Source organism: Candidatus Thiodiazotropha endoloripes (genome assembly GCF_001708965.1).
GTDB classification, from domain to species: domain Bacteria; phylum Pseudomonadota; class Gammaproteobacteria; order Chromatiales; family Chromatiaceae; genus Thiodiazotropha; species Thiodiazotropha endoloripes.
Genome location: NZ_LVJW01000003.1, coordinates 469,956 through 485,778, shown reverse-complemented (window position 1 = coordinate 485,778; position 15,823 = coordinate 469,956). Strand labels below are relative to the sequence as shown.

The following is a 15,823-nucleotide window of genomic DNA, read 5'->3' as shown; positions in this document are numbered from 1 at the left end:
GAATATAACCCAGCACCAGGCCATTGCACAGCAGAATCACTCTCCATTCTGCCCGGCTCCACTATCCTGATCGGTGGCAACCCGATCCTCCCGGTGTTTGCGCAACTGGGTAAGGGTCAGTACCGGTCCGGAGATGGCGTAAACCAGAAACAGGGCGAACAAAACGGTGGGAGGATGGGTTTGGATAATCGCCAGTACCACCATCACCACAACCAGCACAATGAATGGCACCTTGCCGCTGAAGTCGATCTCCTTGAAGCTGTGATAACGGAAATTACTGACCATCAGCAATCCCACCAGGGTAGTGAGCACCGCTGCGACCCAATCCAGGCTTTGACCGGAGATCTCATAGTCGACGCCGAGCCATACCCCACCGGCCACGATTGCAGCAGCTGACGGGCTGGGCAGCCCCTGAAAATACTTTTTATCGGCGATGCCGATCTGGGTATTGAATCTGGCCAGACGCAGGGCACTGCTGGCGGTATAGATGAAAGCCGCCAACCAACCCAGTTTACCCAGATCACTGAGCGCCCAGATATAGATGACCAGAGCGGGCGCCAGACCGAATGAGACCATATCCGACAGACTGTCATACTCGGCACCGAAAGCGGATTGGGTTTTGGTCAGGCGGGCCACCCGACCATCCAGACCATCCATCAGCATGGCGACAAAGATCGCCACCGAAGCCACTTCGAACTTGCCATTGACGGCGGCCAGAATCGCATAGAAACCGGCAAACAGTGCGGCCGTGGTAAACAGATTAGGCAGCAGATAGATGCCTCTGCTGCGTTTCTTGGGCTTAGCCTCTTCAGTCTCCATTACATCGATCGCCTTTACGTTATTTTTGGCAGAATCAGGGCTCTCTCAACACCTGCAATATGGTGCAGTTACCGCGCACCAAAGCCGCTTTTCAGAGTACCGTAACTATTAAACTGGCGAACAGGTTAACAGTCGAGCGACTAAGTATATTACTTTCAGCGGGAGTATGCCTCTCTTTGTATAATCAATATGTTAGGGACTTGAAGCCGGCCAACACACCTGGATCCCGGCATTCGCCATGATGAGGCAGCATGGGTTGATCAGCAGCGACCCAGACAAACCAAATACTCGATTCCAGCAAACCGCTGCAGTGTCTGCTGCTGTTTAAGTTACCCGATAGGATTTATCCCTGACAACAGTAGCGAAAAGAGCACTACAATGCTCCTGAGGCTTTGACATCCAGATAGGCATTCACCAGATTAATCGGCAACTGCTGAGGGCGACTGTCGATCACCAGGCCACCCCGGTACTGCAGTCGCTCATGGCTCTCCCTGCGCTCACCAAGATAGTCGACCACCGCCTGAAAACGCAGCGCTCCCGCCCGATCCGTGACCGGTCTGTCCAGCACCTGATCCAGACTTGCCTCATGCAGATCAGCAATCACCACCAAGTGCCGTTTCGCCAGAATCGAAACCGCCTTCTGCAATTCGCTCTGATCTTCGGTACGACTGTTGGTGAGTATCACCAGAAGCGCTCTGCGGTTTTGCAGAGACATCAGCTGGCGGGCTGCAGAGAGATAGTCCGCAGCCTCAAGGGTAGGCTCTATATCGTAGCAGCGGTCGAGAATCCGCCGTACCAGATCGCCGCCCTTGATCGGCGGTTGCCAGCGGTGGATGCCGCCAAAACTGAGGAAACCAACCCCATCACCCTGACGCTCAGCCACATAGCTCAACAGCAGCATTGCATTCAGTACATGATCGAGGTGGGCTCCCTGCTCATCCCGGTGACGCATATGGCGTCCGCAATCGAGTAGAAACACCAGCTGTTGATCCCGTTCATCCTGATACTCTTTGGAGATCAGGCGGCGATAACGGGAACTGGCTTTCCAATCGATCTGGCGTAACGCATCCCCCACCCGATACTCTCTGAGCTGATGGAAATCACTGCCCTCTCCCCGTCGCTGACGCCTTCTGACCCCCATCTGGCTGAGATGGTTGTCTGTCGCCAACAGCGCGAAATGGGCAATCTCTCGAAAATTGGGATAGACCCTGACCTTGGTCTGGTGATCGAGAAACCGTTTCAGCCGCCACAACCTGAAGCTTGAATGGATCACCAGATCAACACCGGTAAACTGTTTATCGCCGCGACTTCTTGGCAGGACCTGATAATTAATGGTCAATTGACGCTGAGCCGGTATTTCAAGGGTGAGCGGCTGATCCCTGACATCACAATCTGCCGGGTGGTGATCGTGAACAGTAACCATCAGGTTGTGTGGGAAACGACTCTCCAGTTTCAGTTGAACCCCGGTCCAGACACCGACCGGAATCGTCGTATGCAGCAGACGCTCCACCTTCGGGCATGGAATTTGTCGCAGCCACCACAGATCAACCGCAGCCAGAAACAGCAGTAAAACCATACCCCCCACCCAGACATAGGCCCAATGGGGATACCAGATGGCTAACAACGCCGGTAGAACCAGCAGCAGCAACGCCAAGATCAAGCGGCGTTTGGGTGTCACTTTCTCGGTGCCGGCAGGTTATCCAGAAGATCCTTCAACACATCTTCCGGCCGGTAGCCTTCGATTTCCAGATCGGTCGTCAGGCGAACCCGATGACGCAATACCGGCAGCGCCGCACTCTTGATATCGTCGGGTGTGACAAAATCCCGATCATCGAGAAAGGCCTCCGCCCTGGCAGCCCGCAGCAGGGAGATCGTACCCCGTGGCCCTGGCCCCGCTTCAATACCGTTCCAATCTCTCGCCGCCCTGATCAGCCGCACCGCATAGTTGATGATCTCATCATCCACCTTCAGGCAGGCCACATGGTTCTGTATCTGCGGTATCTCTTGTGCATTCATCAATGGCCGGATTGTCGAGGTATCGAGCTGGTCTCCCACCCGGCCGTCGGTGATCTGTTTGACCATCTGCTGCTCATCGTCCTCTTCCGGGTAATCGATGAACACCTTCAGCAGAAAGCGATCCAACTGGGCCTGTGGCAGGGGGTAGGTCCCCTCCTGCTCGATCGGATTCTGGGTGGCAAGCACAAGAAACGGCGCGGTTAACGGGAAAGTTCTGCCTTCGATGGTCACCTGCTGCTCCTGCATCGCTTCAAGCAGGGCCGATTGGGTTTTAGCGGGCGAGCGGTTGATCTCATCCGCCAACAACAGGTTACAGAACACCGGCCCCTTGCGTACCCGGAAATTCTCACTCTTCATATCGAACATGATATGACCCGAAATATCACTGGGCATCAGGTCAGGCGTAAATTGAATCCGACTGAACTCACCCTGTATTGCCGCCGAGAGGCTTCTCACCAACAGGGTCTTGCCCAGCCCCGGAACCCCCTCCACCAATACATGTCCGGCAGCGAAAAGGGCCAATACCACTTCATGGATAACCTGTTGCTGTCCAATCACCGCACGGGCTATCTCACTCTCCAACTGTCTGGCCCGGTCCAGTCTGTCCTGAGGGGGGGAGGTTTTATCATGCATGTCTATTTCACTTTTCTGTCTGGGTGTAAGGCAGCGAGCAATCGCTGCAGATTGATACTGTTTTTGATCATTTGCATGGTGTCCGGTTGATCAGGATAGAGGGCCTTGAAAATAGCCGTTGCACTCAAACCGGTCCGTTTCGCCAGCCAATTACATCGCGCCTCTTGATCGAGCTGCAACAGGACTGGATGGGCGCTCAGCCAGCGCTTTTCAACCTGATGCCGAGCCCCTTCCAGCAGTCCGGCCTTGAGATCGTTACGCCAGGCAAATTCAGCACTCGCCTGCAGATGCTCCAACAGATCCCGGCGGTCTGATGTTGTGCTAGCCAAGATCGTTCCACTGCGCCGGCTCATCCACCACACCGTGAGCAATCCCAGAAGCACCAGTGTCACCACCAGCTGAGGCGCCCAGCGCCAGATCAAACTGGTCAGTGAGGGCATCTGCGCACTGTGCAGTAGCCACACAGGATCACCATCCGTTGCCAGATGGGCAAGCAGACGGGCATGCTCAAATTCACCGATCCGGTTATTGCTGAATATATCGCTATCGCTGATCAGAGTGATAAACCCGCCCCCCCAGGGAAACACCAGATAACGGGGATCCTTAACCAGCGGTCTGACGGCTTCGGAGCTTTCGTCGAGTACAAACCGATAGGGCATATCAACATCGACCTCCAATCCTTCAACCTGGGCAGTTAGGTCGAGCGCAAGCGTCTCATTCCCCTCCTCCCTCTCATCCGCATCGACCAGGGTGACACCCAGTTTTGCCAGCAAACCATGCTTGCCCGCCACCGGCAACTGGTCACCGGGCGCTGCCAGCAGATGGCCACCCCGCTCAATCCATGCAAGGAGATCGTTCACGGCACGCTCACTCAATGGAGGCCCCAAATCACGCACCAACAGTAACCCTGGATCTTCAGGTGGCTGGATCAGATACTCTCTACCCGTTCGGCTCTCAACCGACAGACCAAGACGGCTCAGAAACATCTCGGCAGCCAACATGGGATTGCGCCTGGCTTCGAGACTCATGGTACTCCTCACCACCTTTTCGCGACGCTCAAAATTTTTCTCAAACCAGAGCCAGCCAAGGGTGCCTAGCATAACCAACAGTGCAATCAGCAGCAGGGCACTCTTCATACTATCCCGCATCGCGGCCACCAAAATGGTCAATCCATGCACGGCAAAGATCAATCAATTGACTCTTCTGCGGCTGATGATGCGCATAGGCAAGCTGCTGCCAGACAGCGGTCAACTCACTCAGGTAGTCGAACAGATCAGGGATCTGCAGTGTACGACTCCTGTCGAGACACTGCCTCTCTGTATCACCCGCTTTGATTGGCAACGCATAGTGATGCACCAAGCGGGAAAGAGTGGCTCTGTAGAGCAGTGCAACAGCCTCTCTTGGTTGCTCCTGTTGAATCATTTCAAGTGCTTTGACTGAAGGATTCTCAGGCATGCTTTCAGGCCGCAGATCCAGACCGGCCACAATGGTCGGCGCTACCCGCCTGTGACTCTGCTCAATAACCGTACGGCCAAATGCCGATCTGTTTTTTAGATACCAGTGAAGCAGATAGGCGAGCAGAACAATCACCATAATCCAGAGCAGCAACTCGCCCAAAAAAGCGGTCGACTCGGCAATCGATTCCAGCCAGCTTAAAAATGTGGAATCGGATTCATCCGACTGGCTCTCCTCCTCACCCACATATTCCCAATAGTTAACCGTTTTCTCTTCGCCGAAGGCCTCATCGGACAACACCTCCTGAATCAGACTTTCGGCATCCTGATGACTCATCTCCACGGACTGTGCCGTTTCAGGCAGGGAGAAAGCGAAGAATAGAAGAGCGAGACAGGCGAGCAGTGAATTGCGCGTTGTTGCAGGTCGAGTTTCGTGTCGTTGCGCCATCCTGCGCAATCCCAGCTCCAGATCCCAGGCCTCCAGTTGACTGCGTCGCGTCAGGTAAAGTGCAAATCCTGCCGCCACATAGAATGGCGCGATCAGTGACATTGCTGCGAGGGCAGTAAGATGGTGCAACCACTCACTGACAGGATCGGGATCAAACAGATAGCTTTGCCAATCGGTCCACAACAGATCTTCCGGTATCAGGGCCAGGATCAATCCCAACAATCCAAACTGCAGAATCACTTCGAAATGGAGGCCGACAATGGTCAGCCAGGAAGCGGCCCCACTGTTTTTGGCGAGTACATTGATCCGCTTCTTTCGTCTTTCACCCCGCAAACCCTCCAGCACCACCACCGGCATGAAAAAGGAGCGGGCCGGCGTAAATCGGCGCCAGCTCAGCATGGCGATCAACTGGGGCAGTACGATTTTTCTCCAATCACTGAATACACCCCTCAAGCTGATCGTCTCCGAAAACACCCGGCGACTCATCCAGTAGAGCAGAGGCGGTTCATAGACCGGTTTCAGCCACCATAGAATCAATCCCGCCAGCCACAACGGCAGCGGCAGGACAACCAACAGCAACATCACCGGCAATGCACTGCAGAGCCAGATCAGCCAAAGATTGATGAACCACTGTCTGGCCATGGTGAAACCCAGGTCGATACCTTCCCAACTCTCCCGCAGACGCAGTTTGATGGCGATTCTATCCAGATCCATCGTTACGCCCCATAAAGACCAGATAGAGAATAACCACTGCCCAAAGTATCGCTGCAACAGCGTATTTTGTAGCCACGGCCACAGAACTGGATGACCAGAAGGCCTCGATAAAGGCGGCAAACAGCAGCATCAAAGCCGCCCCCATCACCAATGGCAGTGCCTCAAGCGCCCGCATTTTCAGCGCCTGAAGCCGCGTCTGTTGGCGCGGTGCCAACAGCGCGTGACCCAACATCAGACCGGCTGCGCCGCAGATCACAATCGCGGTCAACTCAAAGGAGCCGTGACCGGAAACAAAGGGCCAGAAGGTATCGTGATAACCCAACCGACTTAAATGGCCAGCCACCCCGCCAATCACCAGACCGTTAAACAGCAGAAAAAACAGCGAGCCGATGCCAAACAGAATCCCCGAGGCAAAGGTACGAAAGCCGATACCGATATTGTTCATGATATAGAAACCGAACATCAAGAAATCCGTATCCGAGCTGCGCTCAACAGATCGACCCGGTCGATCATTAGCCGGATCATAGTTTTGCTCCATCTCTGCCACGGTGGCCTCGTTCATCACGCTATAGATCAGGTCATCATTGAGAAAACAGGCAGTTCCCATGATCAAACCAGGCAAAAGGAAGGCCAGCAGGGAGATCAGAAAATAGGCTTTCTGACGCCTTAGCGCCCGGGGGAACCCGGTAAAGACAAATTGCAGGATCCGCCATCCCCATTCCCCCTTGAAGCGGTAGAGTAGCGGATGCCCACGCAACACCATAACGTGCAGCTGATCCACCAGGGCCGGGCTGAAACCTCGACTGCGGGCCAGTGCATAGTGACTGCAAAGCTTGCGATAGAGGAGTGGAAACTGAAGATGCTGCTGTTTGCTCAACTGTCGATGTTGGCGCTTGCGCTGCAGATCTTCGATCAGGGATTCGATCTCATCCCACAAGGGCTGGTTTTCGAGTTCGAACTGCTGCTGTTTCATCAGCGTCCCTTGAGAATCCAGTTGGCATAGCCATACAGGGCCTGCTCAGCCGCAACACCCTGCAAACCTGTCTGCGCGGAAAGCAACTCTGCCAACTCTTGCCGGCGCTCTTCAGAGAGAGTCTCTCGTCGCTCGGCAAAATTCAGTATCACCAGTTGCTCCTCCTCAGAGAGATCCATCGGCGGTTTGAGGGCTGTGGAAGTTGCCGGATCCATGCGCTCAATGTTCTGATCACGATAGACCACCAGCGTTCCGGCTGCCAGATCCCCTAAACGCTGGAAACTGCGATTGCTGAGCATGGTTACCAGCCCGACGCCATACAGAAACGGCAGAAAATCCACACTGCGCAGCAGATTGCGAATCACCGAGGCAGCCGGAGTGACTGGAGTGCCATTCTCCTGAATCACCAGAACACCCATCACCCGTTTACCAGGGGTGGCACCGTTATGCATCTCAAATACCACCGGGTAGAACCACTCAATCAGAAACAAACCGATAAGCATCACCCCTAAACCCAGCCCACCCAGGTAACCCAGCAGCATCGCAAGAGAGAGGTAGAGTAAGGTTCTGATGAGCGCATCGATCGCCCAGGCACAAGCGCGCACCACCGGTCCGGCAACTCGTAGATGAAGTGTTACCCCTTCAGGTATCTCATATTGCCTGAGGGTATCAAGAGGGGAATCAGGAATCCTTTCCTTCATACCTGTGCCACATTTCAGTCGTAGTAGATATCCGTGTAAGCCGAATAGATTGCACCTATCTGTACTGGGAAAAGGATCAGCAGTCCCAACCCGAAGAGTACGCCAGCAAGCACTATTGATACTGGAGACAAGAGCATAAACAGACCGTTCAAAAGAAACAACAGTAGCGCAAGGATACTGTAGAAAGTGAGTGGTAACAGATTTTTAAGACACCCCATGAAGCTCATTTTCATGGCCTGCCAGGCACTCAGATCATCCAGCGCAACCAGTGCCGGCGCAAACAGGTAGGCCATCAGCAGCAGCACGAAGGCAATCATCCCGACTGCGAAACTGGCGATCATCGGTGTCGTGACAGCCATCGCCGATGCGGCATCCATCTCTCCCACCTGGGGAAACACACTCTCCAGGGAGCCGAATACGGTAACCATCATGGTGATGACAATCGCACCGGAGATGATCATATAGAACAGACCAACCATGATCGTCTGCCCCGCATTGTGACTGAAACCGGCAAACAGATGGCTGGGCGAAAACGACTCACCCTCCTCCTGTTCCCGACATCCGATCATGAAACCGGCCACCAATGTGGGCGCCAGCAGGGTCACGGCAATGGCACCGACGACGGGCACCATGGCAACCAGCACATTGACCACACCCCACAGAACCAGCGCAATCATCCAGGCAAAGGGAGACTCTCTGAAAAACGCCCAACCCTCTGCCACCCAACTGAACCCACGCCCGGCGGAAACCGATCTTGGACCGACCATGCCACCTTCACCAGGCTCTTCCAGGTCCGCTTCCGGCGGGGTGTAGGGATCATCCTGACCAACCTCTTCACTAGCAGGTTCTGGTACCTCGCCTCGGGCCTGGGCAGCGAGAAACTTTGCCGCAACAATGCCGCAATCCTGGCAGATCCCCAGCTGCATATTGCCAGAATCGCATTTAGGACAGCGCTCCCGATGAATCTGTGACTGATCCAGCACCTCGGTTGTCTCATCATCACCACCGTAGATACCGAGAGAGAGCTCCGAGGGTTCGGCGGTCTGCAAATCGGGATCGGGATCTAGGGTTATTACCATACCCAGTTTTTCAAGTGATTCCTGGAACTTGAGTGCCTTCTCCAGATCAAGGTCCTTCTTAAGGGCGATTGGCCGGCCTCCGTTGATCAGTCGCTGCGCCTTTTCCTGACCCAGTTTGAATTTTTCACTGAAGAGCATGACCAGGCGGGACTCATCTGCATAGGGCTGCAATTTACCGCTATAGATGACTTGATAAACTTCTGACATTCCTAAGATTCTCCAATCTGCCCGGATGGGTGTCTATAATTGTTAGCAGAACAGGTCTCAAGTGAAACCCCGTTCTCTACACCCGAAAAAAACCCGGCATACCTCCGGGTTATTATTCTATTACGGCAAGTAATTGATGTCCTTGAATTTATTTCAACATATGCGCGATTGCACAATTTTTTAGGATTCTGTTTCCTGTCCGGCAGCAGCCTCATACAGACTGCCATTTATAACTTATTGTTTTATAAGGATTCTTCTAGAATAGTCTCAAGCAACTCGACAATACTCTCAGACACCTCACCACGATCCCCCATCAGCCTGGGAACAAGGTAAGAGGCATAGACTTTTTCAGGCTCGCTCTTCTTTACGTAAACAGCGATGGTGAATGGGCAGATGGCGATATTCTCTGCAGCTGCCTGAGCCATCTTATGTGAGATCAAAGCACTGCAAAACTCAACCGATTCGGCTTTGGTGAATATCTCTGAGTAGCCAAGATCAGCTGCCGTGCGGTTCAGCATATCGCTGACATGCAAGGTGCCACTGACCAGCAGCCCCTGATCGACGATCGCCATTTTTATGTTTTCTACCAGATCCTCGAACGACTCTTCCGAGGTGAAAACACGTACCGGATCATTCTCCGCCACTTCCGAGGCCAAGCTCAGATTGGTACCGAACAACATCAGGCCAATCAATAATAGCAACTTCATCTCCACCTCCAACTCTAGGGTCTCACAAGCTCTCGGCCTCAGTCAGCCTGAGCACTCATTAGCAACCGATATTCGCACCAGCTCAAGTGGCTGGCACCCCCATACACACTGGTGGGGCAGACAACCCGCTGATTGAGTACAATACACAATCAGTATACTCAGCGAACCTGATCTGCACACTCGTGCGATGCCTCAAAGCCAGCACGATAGCATATTGAATCAGCCATCGGCTTAATAGAGATTATATCCGGATATTTTTCAGTGGTATTGGTTTCACGCTGCCCTCTGCCACAGGAACCCATATGGACCTGGCCGCGTAAACAACAAGGCTGGCAACACAGAGTTTTTATAGAAACGGCTTGGAACAACCAATCATGTCAGTTATCAGAAAAGCCTTACAAGAATCGAAAACATGGCTCTACGGCTCCTTCCTCAATGACCGTCGTGATATCAAGATGCAGCAGGCAATCATCAGCCTCAGTTTTGACGATGTTCCCAGCAGTGCAGTGGAAAATGGAATACCCATCCTGGACCGGCATTCGGTCAAGGCAACCTTCTATATTTCATCCGGCCTGGCTACTGGGGATGAACAGGCCAACGCTGAGAAAGGGGAAAGATATCTTGGCCGTGAGGATCTCGCGCAACTCGACAAGGCCGGACACGATATCGGCTGCCACACCTACAGCCATTACCGGCTGACTCAGGGCAGCGCAGAGGAATTGGCCGAAGATGCCCAGCGAAATGTCAGGACACTCAGCTCATGGCTTGGCGGGAAACCGATCGAGCACTTCTCCTACCCTTTCGGATTGGTGGATTTCAAGAGCAAGAGGCGGTTATCCCAACACTACAAAACCCTGCGCAGCTCAAGACCCGGCATCAATCAAAAAGGTACCGATCTGTACCTGCTGAGAGGGACCAGCATCTATAACCCCAGCTTCGATCAGACAGCAATCCAGCGGGTTATCGACAAGACGGTGAAATCCGGCGGATGGCTGGTGTTCTACACCCATGGTGTGGATGACAACCCAGGTGACTATGACTGCACACCGCAACAGTTGGAGTGGGTGCTCGAACAGGCCGTTGCGAGCGGAGCCCGCATACTGCCTGTTGCCGATGCTTATGATGTTATCAACGGCAACAGGCCGTAGTCATCATGAGTTATAAATCACGTTGGTCATCAACGATCGCCACAATCTCTGCCAAGTAACCCTCGGTACTGCAACTGCCGTCGACACCGACACTCTGCCCGGCTTGAATGGTGCCACCCTGGGTAATTTCACTGACGGTATCAGTAATCACGACCGTGATAATTGCAACATCCTCTGCAAGGGTGACCTGCAGGTCCGTGGTCGCCAGGCCGCATACTGTGTCAGTCGTTGGTGCGAGCACAAAACCAACACTACCTGCCGACACGACACTACCAGTGATCTGACCGCTCTCCTCAGAGCCTTCATCATCGGACTCCGTATCAATGATGACCAGCGCTGCATTAATCGTATCCTCTGTTGCGGATGAATCCACGACACCATCAACCTGAATCCGGCGTGATGCCAGGATATCAAGTGAGGTTAGCAGGTCACCAGATTTGGAGAGCACCCGGGTACCGTTAACCCCGGACTCACCAATCTGATGCACAACTTCCAGCAAGGTACCGACCGCAATGCCGTCACCAGCAGAAACGGTCATAGCAAATCCTGAAGTATCGGATTCCCGGTTAACACTACCCTCCAACTGAAGGAACTCACCCAATTCAACAACCAGTGCATCCACTTCCATGAGCGGATGATATCGCTCACCCACAACCCCTTCATGATCAACCAATACGGTATCGTCTGTCACATCATCTTCCAGCTCATCACAATCACCAGGAGCAGACTGTTGCCCTGGGGGTAGATCCAGCTCCCACAGACGACATTCACCTGGAGGCGGCAAGTGTCCACGCGGAATATCCACAGAGGCAGAGGAAGCCACATGGTGGTCCGGTTTCCCGATTACCGTGATCTGCTGACCCACCATGGTTTCCACCAGGAGCTCCGAAAGCGGTCTGGATGTTCCGGTATAGTTGAGGTTATCGAAAAAGGCACTGTCATCTCCCAGACGCACCTCAACACATTCCATGTTACTGGACTCCTGCACTGGTAGAGCATCACAGAGCAACAGCGCATTCTCTTCCGGCATGACCTCTCCGATTTCACCACTCAATCGTACTAGTTTGCTCTCAAAACCCTCTTCAAGCACATCGACGAAGACAACCGGCCGGAAGTTATATCCACGGTTGTTCTCCACAATGTGGATCGAATTCCCAGCATCCAGGTCAACCTGCACAGTGATCACATTACCTTCATCAACTGTAAAGCAACCACGCACCAGCAGATCGAGTTTGCCGTTCCCCGGCAGATTGGGATGGTGAGTTTCGTTGTCCGTGAGATCATCCGGAGTATCATCGACAAGCACCAGCTCAAGATCGCTGAGTGTTAAACGAATCTTGCAGTAAGTACCTACTGGCACATCGTCCCGGAAGGTGAAAGGAATGGATTCACTCCTCAATCTCAGCAGATCGACTGTCTGTGGCGCATCGGAATAGAGCACCACCGAGTCCTCACCCTCGGGCCCAAGCAACTCAACTTGTTCAATGGTCGCATTGATGGATAGGAAAATGTCAGGGTCTGCCGGTTTGTCCGTCAGTAGAATGCCCACAGTACCGGTGCTTTCGGATGTGGCGGTGCTTGTATCTTCTGATGTCGAGCTGCTGTCACTGCTGCCACCGCCACCGCAGGAGATCAGTGTAAGTGTCAGTAGTGCTGTCAGCACCATCGGGGTTAGAAGAGTTGAGATCTGTTTCATCAAGCTCACCTTTTTAGTGCAGTAATTGGGATTAATTTACCACTAACTCAAGATTTATCTGTGATCGTGGTGGGTTATTTACAATTTTATAAATAATCGATTATTTCCCAATCATCCTCTTTAAGGAATTTTTATCGTATAGCGATACTTGTCCCATATTCCCTGAACAACACACCGACACAATCAGCGGCAGAAATTTTTGAGTCAATGTGAAGAAAGCTTACCCAGCTAGCTTCTGTTGAAGAAAATTGATAACGACCTGCCAGGCAGCTCTATCTGCGGCCTCATCATAGCGTGGGCTGGTTGGATTGGTGAAACCGTGAGCCGCATCATAACTGACAGATTCGGTCTGTTTGCCTGCCTCATTCATCGCCTGCTCAAAGTCATGTTGTTTATCAGGCCAGTTACGCTCCTGTTCTGCGTAGATCGCCAAAACCGGCCCCTGAAGATTTGCCAGCTTAGAGGGATCCGTCTCCATCCGACAATAGGCGATTGCAGTGGCATCTACCAGTTCCGGTTTCAGTAGACTGGCGTGTATCGCCTGCTTGCCACCGAAGGAGCAGCCATAGACGGCGATTTTACGGCCATCACGAGCGAGATACTCAATGGCGGAAATCAACTTATGATCGGTTGCTTGCTGATCAATCTCCCGCATCCACAGTGCGGCCTGTTCAGCATCGTCCGTCACGCGCCCATCATACAGATCGACAACCAGTGCCTGATAGCCGGCATCTGCAAACTGATCCGCCCATTGACGATTATGGGGCTTCACTCCCCACCATTCATGCAGGATCAGGATTCCGCTCCTGCTCTCATCGCTGCCGGTTAGATAAGCCTGGAATCGCTCACCCTGTGCAGTCGTTAACTCAATCTCTTTTCCCATGTCACTCACTCATTATTCAGGTTTTCAATATTCACCATCCGATGCGACCCCAGCCAAAGTGGCGGATTAACTGATGGCAGTTCATGACAGAAGATTGTGTCGGATCCTGTACTTGTGTTTCAATCCCGGAATTGTCTCAGGATTGTCTTGAAATTCGACTAAATACCAAAAAACGACAATAGTTACTTGTATTAACCAGACTGCTAACCGGAACTGGCTATCCCAGCCGATTTTTTGCGTGTTATCAAGGACTATGGTGTTTTCCGAAAAACAAATTGCAATTCCCATATAGCCCTAAACCCTGTCATTGCTAGAGAAAAAGACAAGATGTACAGGTCGCTGCAGAGCATTGTGCCGAGGCTATTTTGCCTATTCCAGTTAGTAGATGGATAAGTTTGGTCAAAATGCTGCGCCACTATTGAGAATTGGCCTCACTATTTGTGGTATTCACAGCTGTACACCGACTGTTATTCTAATATACTCATAGACTCTACTCCTCTCCCTCTGTCAGCCGATTTAATGCTTATTACAGAATTAGTCAGCAAGGATATTGTTTCCCATTGCAATCCCTGAACGGCTCTCATTGAGAGCACCTTATTGTTAAATAATACCTATTATTCAACAACTAAGCCCCCTTCTTTTAGTTTATTTAATATAGTACCATTAGCCTCAAGCCAGCCGTAAATCACTATCAATCAGCAACATTTCAGGAGATGAGGGCACACGCCTGCAGGATACTCGTATAAATGTTATTCAACTCATTTGAATTTATTTTTTTATTTCTACCAATAACTTTCTTCATATTTTTTTTTATTGGCAAAAGAAACCATCATAGAGTAGCAATATCCTGGCTTATTCTCTGCTCCCTGTTCTTCTACGGCTGGTGGGATCCCGCCTACCTTGGACTGATCCTCTTCTCCATGCTTTTCAACTACTCCTTTGGAATCATGTTGAGCAGCGACAGTAACGGTATTTATAAAAAAACACTTTTAATCATAGGCGTCGCAGTCAACTTATCCTTACTTGGGTATTTCAAATATACAAATTTCCTTGTCGACCAAATCAATATCGTCGCCGGAACTGAATTTAATATTGAAAGAATCGTTCTACCACTGGCCATCTCTTTTTTCACTTTTCAGCAAATCGCCTATCTGGTTGATGCATATCGAAAAGAGACCAATGAATACAATTTTTTAAAATACTGTTTGTTCGTAACTTTTTTTCCACAGTTGATCGCCGGACCGATTGTCCATCACAAGGAGATGCTCCCCCAGTTCGATCAGGATTCGATCTATAAAATCAACAACCACTATCTGGCACTTGGCCTAACTATATTTTCTATCGGTCTTTTCAAAAAAGTAGTGCTTGCAGACAATGTAGCCGTCTACGCCAATCTGATCTTCAGTGCTGCGGAAAACGGGGAGCCAGTCTCATTCTTTGAAGCCTGGGTCGGTGCTCTATCCTACACATTTCAGCTCTACTTCGATTTTTCCGGGTACTCGGATATGGCTATCGGACTGGCCTATATGTTTGGTATCAAGCTACCGATCAACTTCAACTCACCCTATAAAGCGACCTCGATAATCGATTTTTGGCGACGATGGCATATCACCTTGTCAAGATTTCTCAGAGACTATCTCTACTTCACTCTCGGTGGGAACAAGATGGGGCTTGTGAGACGCTACGCCAATCTGTTCATCACCATGCTGTTGGGCGGCATTTGGCACGGAGCTGGCTGGACATTTGTTTTCTGGGGAATGCTGCATGGCTTCTATCTGATGGTAAACCACGCATGGCGTAAATTCAGATCTTCTGTCCTGAAGTGGGGTAACCACTACTCCAGAACCGAAACCCTAGTAGCCGGTATTATCACATTCCTGGCCGTCGTCGTAGGCTGGGTCTATTTTCGTGCAATCAATCTTGAAGGCGCCAACAGCATGCTCTATACGATGGTTGGGGGCAATGGCATCTCACTGTTGAAATCGCTTGAGAATTACCCTGATCTGGTTTCTACACTTGGCGCCAGTGGCTACTTCACATTCGATGGAATCTTTCCCCACTACTTTGCAGAACTGGAAGGCAGCCTCCTTTGGATAACTGTGTTGGCCATGATCAGCTTTCTAGCGCCAAACTCCATAGAAATCATCAGAAAGGTGGAAGAGACACTCGAGCATAAAATCCCGGCTTACTATGTTTACACCTTCTCTCTATATGTTTCTGTCCTGTTTATTCTGGGTATCTCCAGTCTGATGAGAGTTTCAGAATTTTTATATTTCAACTTTTAAAATGTACAAAAAATTTATCAGCACCTTTTTTATATTTGCTTTCCTGATATTTTGCGTTCA

13 protein-coding genes are annotated in these 15,823 nt (G+C 51.5%); 2 read left to right on the top strand and 11 right to left on the bottom strand.

Going from position 1 to position 15,823, the window contains the following annotated elements; translation table 11 throughout:
- Positions 1-36: 36 nt before the first annotated feature.
- The 9 genes from pssA to A3193_RS02185 all read right to left on the bottom strand — a co-directional run bounded on the left by pssA (position 37) and on the right by A3193_RS02185 (position 9,751).
- Positions 37-819 (bottom strand): CDP-diacylglycerol--serine O-phosphatidyltransferase, encoded by a 783-nt coding sequence (gene pssA, locus A3193_RS02225; protein WP_069004552.1) that lies wholly within the window; start codon positions 817-819, stop codon positions 37-39.
- A 373-nt stretch (positions 820-1,192) separates the two neighbouring features.
- On the bottom strand, positions 1,193-2,497 hold the full coding sequence (locus A3193_RS02220; RefSeq protein WP_069004551.1) for a DUF58 domain-containing protein: 1,305 nt from the start codon (positions 2,495-2,497) through the stop codon (positions 1,193-1,195).
- Positions 2,494-3,468: an AAA family ATPase gene (locus A3193_RS02215; protein WP_069004550.1), complete on the bottom strand. Its 975-nt coding sequence runs from the start codon at positions 3,466-3,468 to the stop codon at positions 2,494-2,496. The genes A3193_RS02220 and A3193_RS02215 overlap by 4 nt, the downstream gene beginning before the upstream one ends.
- Positions 3,469-3,470: 2 nt before the next feature.
- Entirely contained in the window at positions 3,471-4,616 is a 1,146-nt protein-coding gene (locus A3193_RS02210) for a DUF4350 domain-containing protein (RefSeq protein ID WP_141694750.1), read from the bottom strand.
- A complete protein-coding gene (locus A3193_RS02205; protein ID WP_069013930.1) occupies positions 4,606-6,084 on the bottom strand; it encodes a DUF4129 domain-containing protein in 1,479 nt (492 codons plus the stop codon). The genes A3193_RS02210 and A3193_RS02205 overlap by 11 nt, the downstream gene beginning before the upstream one ends.
- Entirely contained in the window at positions 6,071-7,057 is a 987-nt protein-coding gene (locus tag A3193_RS02200; protein ID WP_069004547.1) for a stage II sporulation protein M, read from the bottom strand. Before A3193_RS02200 ends, A3193_RS02205 begins: the two co-directional genes overlap by 14 nt.
- Complete coding sequence (locus tag A3193_RS02195; RefSeq protein ID WP_069013929.1) at positions 7,057-7,758, bottom strand: RDD family protein; 702 nt, start codon at positions 7,756-7,758, stop codon at positions 7,057-7,059. The genes A3193_RS02200 and A3193_RS02195 overlap by 1 nt, the downstream gene beginning before the upstream one ends.
- A 14-nt stretch (positions 7,759-7,772) precedes the next feature.
- Positions 7,773-9,044 carry a BPSS1780 family membrane protein gene (locus A3193_RS02190; protein ID WP_069004545.1) on the bottom strand — a complete coding sequence of 424 codons (1,272 nt, stop codon included), beginning with the start codon at positions 9,042-9,044 and terminating at the stop codon, positions 7,773-7,775.
- Positions 9,045-9,286: 242 nt separating this feature from the next.
- On the bottom strand, positions 9,287-9,751 hold the full coding sequence (locus tag A3193_RS02185) for a hypothetical protein (protein ID WP_069004849.1): 465 nt from the start codon (positions 9,749-9,751) through the stop codon (positions 9,287-9,289).
- A 374-nt stretch (positions 9,752-10,125) separates the two neighbouring features.
- Between A3193_RS02185 and A3193_RS02180 the strand changes: the two genes are divergently transcribed.
- A complete protein-coding gene (locus A3193_RS02180; RefSeq protein WP_069004544.1) occupies positions 10,126-10,899 on the top strand; it encodes a polysaccharide deacetylase family protein in 774 nt (257 codons plus the stop codon).
- A gap of 10 nt (positions 10,900-10,909) precedes the next feature.
- Here the strand turns inward: A3193_RS02180 and A3193_RS02175 are convergent, their stop codons facing one another.
- On the bottom strand, positions 10,910-12,595 hold the full coding sequence (locus A3193_RS02175; protein ID WP_069013928.1) for a DUF4382 domain-containing protein: 1,686 nt from the start codon (positions 12,593-12,595) through the stop codon (positions 10,910-10,912).
- Between the two features lie 220 nt (positions 12,596-12,815).
- Positions 12,816-13,478 carry a dienelactone hydrolase family protein gene (locus A3193_RS02170; protein ID WP_069013927.1) on the bottom strand — a complete coding sequence of 221 codons (663 nt, stop codon included), beginning with the start codon at positions 13,476-13,478 and terminating at the stop codon, positions 12,816-12,818.
- A 746-nt stretch (positions 13,479-14,224) separates the two neighbouring features.
- Between A3193_RS02170 and A3193_RS02160 the strand changes: the two genes are divergently transcribed.
- Complete coding sequence (locus tag A3193_RS02160) at positions 14,225-15,763, top strand: MBOAT family O-acyltransferase (protein WP_069004541.1); 1,539 nt, start codon at positions 14,225-14,227, stop codon at positions 15,761-15,763.
- The last annotated feature ends 60 nt before the right edge of the window (positions 15,764-15,823 follow it).

Excerpts from the sequence above, each read along its gene's own strand:
- pssA (WP_069004552.1), bottom strand. The coding sequence starts at position 819 with ATGGAGACTGAAGAGGCTAAGCCCAAGAAACGCAGCAGAGGCATCTAT.
- A3193_RS02215 (WP_069004550.1), bottom strand. The coding sequence starts at position 3,468 with ATGCATGATAAAACCTCCCCCCCTCAGGACAGACTGGACCGGGCCAGA.
- A3193_RS02210 (WP_141694750.1), bottom strand. The coding sequence starts at position 4,616 with ATGCGGGATAGTATGAAGAGTGCCCTGCTGCTGATTGCACTGTTGGTT.
- A3193_RS02205 (WP_069013930.1), bottom strand. The coding sequence starts at position 6,084 with ATGGATCTGGATAGAATCGCCATCAAACTGCGTCTGCGGGAGAGTTGG.
- A3193_RS02200 (WP_069004547.1), bottom strand. The coding sequence starts at position 7,057 with ATGAAACAGCAGCAGTTCGAACTCGAAAACCAGCCCTTGTGGGATGAG.
- A3193_RS02195 (WP_069013929.1), bottom strand. The coding sequence starts at position 7,758 with ATGAAGGAAAGGATTCCTGATTCCCCTCTTGATACCCTCAGGCAATAT.
- A3193_RS02190 (WP_069004545.1), bottom strand. The coding sequence starts at position 9,044 with ATGTCAGAAGTTTATCAAGTCATCTATAGCGGTAAATTGCAGCCCTAT.
- A3193_RS02185 (WP_069004849.1), bottom strand. The coding sequence starts at position 9,751 with ATGAAGTTGCTATTATTGATTGGCCTGATGTTGTTCGGTACCAATCTG.
- A3193_RS02180 (WP_069004544.1), top strand. The coding sequence starts at position 10,126 with ATGTCAGTTATCAGAAAAGCCTTACAAGAATCGAAAACATGGCTCTAC.
- A3193_RS02175 (WP_069013928.1), bottom strand. The coding sequence starts at position 12,595 with ATGAAACAGATCTCAACTCTTCTAACCCCGATGGTGCTGACAGCACTA.
- A3193_RS02170 (WP_069013927.1), bottom strand. The coding sequence starts at position 13,478 with ATGGGAAAAGAGATTGAGTTAACGACTGCACAGGGTGAGCGATTCCAG.
- A3193_RS02160 (WP_069004541.1), top strand. The coding sequence starts at position 14,225 with ATGTTATTCAACTCATTTGAATTTATTTTTTTATTTCTACCAATAACT.